The sequence below is a fragment of the Rheinheimera sp. genome, from assembly GCF_036568245.1.
Lineage (GTDB): Bacteria > Pseudomonadota > Gammaproteobacteria > Enterobacterales > Alteromonadaceae > Alishewanella.
The window spans coordinates 1-6,269 of record NZ_DATCSY010000343.1; the positions used below are offsets into that span (position 1 = coordinate 1).

A 6,269-nucleotide genomic window follows, 5' to 3' on the forward strand; every position below is an offset into this window, starting at 1 on the left:
CAAGGGGAGCGCATTAAAGCATTACTGGCCGAAGGCAGTGCCGTGACCTACTCAGTGAAAGCCGAGTCTTTTGCGACACCGGGCTCAATTTCAGATTTTACCTCGCGGGGCCCGGCAATGGATGGCTTATTAAAGCCTGAAATTACTGCGCCAGGTACCGCTATTATGGTGGCGGATGTTGGCACCGGCACAGGGTTAGCTCCGGCAACCGGTACCTCGTTCTCCGGCCCAATTACGGCTGGTGCCGTAAGTTTATTGCGTCAGGCCCGTCCAGAGCTGAACGCTTTTGAGGCCAAAGCGCTGTTGATGAATACAGCCAATCTGAATGTTACCGCGGAGCCTAAAGCGTTAAATGCTAATGCAGAGCTTGCACCGATAAGCGCTATGGGTGCCGGTCTGGTTGATGTACAAAAGGCGGTAGACTCGCCAGCATTGGCCTGGGTATACGACAGTAAATTTGATACCAGGCAGGCCGCGTTGTCTTACGGCCTGCAAACTCTGACGGAAAAAGCGCAGTTCAGTAAAACAGTTAGCCTGAAAAACTTCAGCGATGAAGCGCGTACCTACAGTCTGAGTGTGCAGCAGCGTTTTGCTAATGACAGCGCAACGGGCGCATTAAGCTGGAACCTGCCAGAGTCGGTGACGGTTGGCGCTGGCCAGACTGTACAGTTTGATGTAGCGCTGACGGTAGACCCGACCAAGTTACACGACTGGCAGTTAAACAACGGTAGCGACGTTAATGAAAAGAATGATCTGCTGACCGTAGTAGAATACGACGGTGCGATTTTATTCAACGACAATGCGACCGGTGAAGATGTTGATCTGCATTTGGTTTACCACATACTGCCTAAGGCAAATGCTGATCTTAAAATCCGCTCTGATATTACTGAAGAGGGTATTCAGTACATAGTGCGTAACGACGGTGCTGTGTCAGCGCAGCCCTTTGCTGCACAACTGGTGGCAACATCAGCGAAAAATGCAGTGCCGCAGGATTTGCGTGCTGCAACCCTGGACGTTGTTCCGGTTGAATACTGTTCATCAGGCTATCTGTTAGCACCAAGCTTTACGCTGGACCAGCCACTTAGTCATACATTACAGGCAAACTTTGCTTTCCTGCTGGATGTTGATAATGACGAGAACTTCGAATACGAAGTGATGAGCTTGCTGTTATCCCGCCTCAGTGACGACTATCCGACTGGTTACGTCGGCTCTTTTGCTGTGCCATTTGGGACCTTAAGTGGTATGGCCGGCGATGCTTACCATGTATTAGGACAGCGTAACGTCACCCTGACGGCTTGTTTTGAAGATGTCGGCCTGACGGCTGCTGATATCGGTAAGGACATCAGCGTCGCCTATCTGAGTTTTAACGATGGTTACAACCTGGGCTTTGCATCTGGTTCAATCGACTATGACGATTTGATTTACACCAGCGCTAAGCTGACATTATCGCCAGATGTTGCCCTGACTGATGCTGCAGGTGAAGCCGTTACTGAGCTGGCACCAGGGCAGTCGGCAGTGCTGAACTGGAATACCGACTCAGGCTTTGTATTACTGTCCGATGTGGGTGATGGTATTGCAGTGGCAGATCTGAACGCGGCTGATAAAGCACCCGTCATCACGGCCGGTCAGGTATTCAGCGTGGATGAAAACAGTGCTGATGGCACCATCATTGGCAAGGTTGACGCTGAAGTTGATTTCTCTTCACCGGTCTCTGAGTTTGTGCTGGCGGGTAGTAACTCTAATGCGGTAACAGTTGCCAGCAACGGTGATATTATTGTCAGCAGCGGTGCCTTGCTGAACTATGATGCTGGTTTAGCTCAGATACAACTGGAAGTGATAGCGTTGGATACAGCAGGTAATGTGTCTGCACCAGCGCAGGTTATTGTTAATGTAAACAACCTGGCGGATGAAACCCCTGTGGTGTCGGTAACGCTGACCAAAGCCAAGGTTGATGTTGGCGCGGCGTCAGGCACCAGTCTGGGTAACGTGGCGGTAAACGTTACTGAAGCGGGTGCAACGCTAAGCAGCCTGACAGCTAACAATAGCTTGTTTAGCGTAGTCAATAATCAGCTGGTGCTGGCGCGTACGCCAACCAAGTCTGATGCTAAAACCCACAGCGTTGTTATTACTGCTACAGACAGCGCGGGTATGACAGGCACGGCGACGGTCAGTGTGACGGTAAATAAGCCATCAAGCGGAAGCTTTGGCTGGTTTAGCTTACTGGCACTGCCATTATTGCTGCTGCGCCGCAAGCGTCAGTAAACATAGGCAGACAGCAAAAACAGAGCATTCGTGCTCTGTTTTTTTATCTGTTTTACTGTTGGTCAGATGATGGTAATTCTTTGCTGTTAAATTGCTGAGTTTTCTCTGCCATTAATGCTGCAACCTGCTGCTCCAGTTGCTCCAGCTTTTCGCGCGTGCGCAGTAACACCTGGCGCTGTACATCAAACTCTTCACGGCTGACAAAATCCATATCGGCCAGCTTACTTTGCAGTACCTGTTTGACTTTGGCTTCAACATCATCAGCAAATTGCCGTACTTGTGGCGGGATAGCATTGCCAATTTGTTTAGCGATATCTTCAATTTTTTTTGCGTCAATCATATCGTTCTCCTGTGTCACATCAGTCACTTGCGACCTAGTGCTAAACCTATGCAGTTATTCTACAGGGCAAAAGCAGCCAGGTGCATGCTAATTAGCGGCAAATTTCGTTACAATGCCCGCCTTGGTATAAGGGTGTGTCAATGAAGTTAAATCCGCAACAAAATGCTGCTGTTAAATTTATTTCCGGACCGTGTCTGGTGTTGGCGGGTGCCGGCAGCGGTAAAACCCGGGTTATTATTAATAAAATTGCGTATTTGATCCAGGAGTGCAATTTGCCTGCGCGTCACATTGCCGCAGTAACCTTCACCAATAAAGCGGCACGCGAGATGCGTGAGCGTATTAACCATCAGCTACCCAAAGCGGCCACCCGTGGTCTGACGATTTCAACCTTTCACACTTTGGGGCTTGAGATCCTGAAAAAGGAATACCGGCATATTGGTTACAAAGCCAACTTTACGTTATTCGACGATCAGGATAGCCTGGCATTGTTAAAAGAGCTGAGCGAACATGATATTCAAGGTGACAAAGATATCCTGCGCGCACTGCAAAGCAAAATAAGCAGCTGGAAAAATGAACTGACGCTGCCAGCCAAAGCGCTGGCTGAAGCGACAGACGCCCAAAGTATCAGTTTTGCGAATTACTATCAGCAGTATAGTCAGCAACTTACCGCATACAACGCACTGGATTTTGATGACTTGATCCTGATGCCAACCCTGTTGTTTCAGCATAATGCCGAGGTTCGCACCAAGTGGCAGCATAAAATTCAGTATCTGCTGGTGGACGAATATCAGGACACCAATACCAGCCAGTATCAGCTGGTAAAATGGTTGGTGGGGGAGCGTCAGCGCTTTACCGTTGTCGGTGATGACGACCAGTCTATTTACTCCTGGCGTGGTGCCCGGCCACAAAACCTGGTGTTGTTAAAAACCGATTTCCCCAGTCTGAATGTAATTAAGCTGGAGCAAAATTACCGCTCGGCTGAGCGTATTTTAAAAGCGGCCAATATTCTGATCGCCAACAACCCGCATGAGTTTGATAAACAGCTGTTCAGTGAGAATGGTTATGGTGTGCCACTTAAAGTTTTGCCCTGCAAGCATGAAGAGGACGAGGCAGAAAAAGTGGTAGCTGAGATAATCTCGCACCGTTTTATTAACCGTAGCCAGTATCGGGATTACGCGTTGCTGTACCGCGGTAATCACCAGTCGCGTCTGTTTGAGAAAGCGCTGATGACCAACCGCATTCCATACAAAATATCCGGTGGCACCTCATTTTTTTCACGCAGCGAAATTAAAGATGTAATGGCGTACCTGCGTCTGGTGGTGAATCAGGACGATGACAACGCTTTGTTACGTATTATCAATGTGCCGCGGCGCGAAATTGGTGCGGCAACACTGCAACAAATTGGCAATCTGGCGAATGAGAAACATATCAGCCTATTTGCTGCCTGTTGTGAAAGCGAGTTATCGATGCATTTATCCGCCCGTGCCCACAATGCAGTAAAACAGTTTGCGCAATGGATAGTGGCTATCGCCGATAATGTGCAGCGGGCAGATCCTGCCGAAGCCATTCGGGATTTGATCCGGCAAAGCCACTATGAAGCCTGGCTGTTTGAAACCAGCACCAGCCCGAAAGCCGCTGAAATGGCGCTAAAAAACGTCAATGAGCTGTATCGCTGGATTACCGAGATACTGCAGGGTAAAGACGATGATGAACCGATGACGCTGCCGGAGGTTGTTACCCGCCTGACGTTGCGTGACATGATGGAACGCCAGGAACAGGAAGACAACGCTGATCAGGTACAGCTGTTAACGCTGCACGCTTCTAAAGGCCTGGAGTTCCCTTATGTGTTTATGGTTGGGATGGAAGAGGGCATATTGCCGCACCAGAGCAGCATAGATGAAGATAACGTCGAGGAAGAGCGGCGGCTGGCGTATGTTGGCATTACCCGTGCCCAGCGCGAGCTGTTTTTTACCTATGCCAAAGAGCGACGCCAGTTTGGCGAGATGATCCGCCCTGAACCAAGCCGGTTTTTATATGAACTACCACAGGATGATCTGGAATGGCAAAACGCGGCACCAGTCAAAACCGCTGAGCAACGTCAGCAGACGGGGGCTGCGCATATTGAACGGTTACGCCAGTTGTTGAAAAACAACTGATGGCGCGTTGGCCAGCTCTTGGGCGCAGAGTAGCTCGGCCACATACTTACCCTGCATGAAACAGCAACCTTCCGCCAGCAACAGGTTCAGCAAGTCGGCATTGTCTACACCATCTGCCAACAGACGGAATTTATAGCTCAGTGCAAGAGTTTGCAACATCTGCAGCAACTGACGCTTTTGCTCATTGCGTGGCAGTTGGCGACAGAAGGTGGCGTCGAGTTTTACAAATTCAAACAGCTGTTGTAACAACAAGCCCATCGGAGCTGTTTCAGCAGCAAACTGATGCAACGCCAGCCTGATGCCCATTTGTTTTAGTTGCTTTAGTGGCCCGTAAGCAGAGCTGTCTGCCTGCAGCAGTTCGCGCTCAGTGAATGCCAGGCATAATCTGTGTTTATGCTCCAGGGTTATAATCTGTTGCTTTAATTTTTCGAACAGTTCGGTTTGTTGCAGGTGTGCGGTACTGAGTTTTACTGTCAGCAAACCGGTATCATTGCTGCTGACGGTCAGATGCCGGCATGCCTGTTGTAACATAAGCTGTTCAATCTGCGGCGTCATGCCTGCATCGGCAGCATATTTACTGAAATCATATTGAGTGCCAAGTTCAGGGTGTTGCCATTGAGTGTGTACTTCATACCCCATCAGATCCCGGCCCTGACCACATAAAACCGGTTCAAATACCGCCGTGAACTGTTGCTGCTCCAGAGCTTGTTGTATCACTTGCTCCATCGTCAGCGCCTGCAGCATCCGCTCGCGCATAGTGTCATTAAATATGACAAAGCGATTGCGGCCCATTGATTTTGCCTGATACATAGCCGCATCAGCATCGCGTAAAATAGCTTCGGCAGCACTGTGCTCTTTCTGGAACTGGGCGATACCAATACTGGCACCGGAATGTACGGGTTGGCCTTGCAGCAAAAAGGGCTGACGGATCTTATCAATGATACGCTCTGCAATATCCTCAGCGTCAGTATCATCCAGCAGGCTGGTGAGTAATACAACAAACTCATCGCCACCCAGACGCGCAACCAGATCATGCTCACGCACTGTACTGAGCAGGCGCTTACTCACTTCAATCAGAAAGGCATCGCCAACATGATGCCCCAACGTATCGTTGATCAATTTAAAGCGGTCTAAGTCGATAAACAGCAGCGCCATGTTCAGTTGTGGCTGGCGTTTACTCAGTGCGAACTGCTGCTTTAACTGTTGTAAAAACATTTGTCGGTTAGCGAGGCCGGTTAGGGCGTCGTGGTTAGCTTCGTAGAACAGTTTTTGCTCGGCTTTTTTCCGCTCTTCAACCTGCAGGCGCAAGAACAGGTTGGTTTGGCGTAACTCACGTGTGCTCTCAAAAACTTTGCGCTCGAGATCTTCCTGTTGACGTTTTTGCTGTTCTGTCGCCAGTTTACGCTGAATAGCGACAGCGATGTGCTGCGAGACAAAACGTAAAATATTCAGTTCCGTATCGCCGTAGCTGTAACTCTGTTCATACGATTGTAAAGCGATAACCCCGATAA

4 protein-coding genes are annotated in these 6,269 nt (G+C 49.5%); 2 read left to right on the forward strand and 2 right to left on the reverse strand.

The features are described from left to right. A partial coding sequence (locus VIN66_RS15240; protein WP_331924775.1) for a S8 family serine peptidase occupies nucleotides 1-2,262 on the forward strand: 2,262 nt, incomplete at its 5' end. A gap of 52 nt (nucleotides 2,263-2,314) precedes the next feature. On the opposite strand, the gene ubiK is transcribed toward VIN66_RS15240, so the two are convergent. Continuing rightward, nucleotides 2,315-2,602, reverse strand: coding sequence for a ubiquinone biosynthesis accessory factor UbiK (gene ubiK / locus VIN66_RS15245; protein ID WP_331924776.1), 288 nt, complete (start codon nucleotides 2,600-2,602; stop codon nucleotides 2,315-2,317). Nucleotides 2,603-2,742: 140 nt separating this feature from the next. Here ubiK and rep point away from each other — a divergent pair, with 140 nt between their 5' ends. After that, complete coding sequence (rep, locus tag VIN66_RS15250; RefSeq protein WP_331924777.1) at nucleotides 2,743-4,758, forward strand: DNA helicase Rep; 2,016 nt, start codon at nucleotides 2,743-2,745, stop codon at nucleotides 4,756-4,758. Here rep and VIN66_RS15255 read toward each other — a convergent pair. Next, nucleotides 4,732-6,269, reverse strand: a 1,538-nt coding sequence (locus VIN66_RS15255; protein ID WP_331924778.1) for a putative bifunctional diguanylate cyclase/phosphodiesterase, incomplete at its 5' end; no start/stop codon positions are given. The genes rep and VIN66_RS15255 overlap by 27 nt on opposite strands.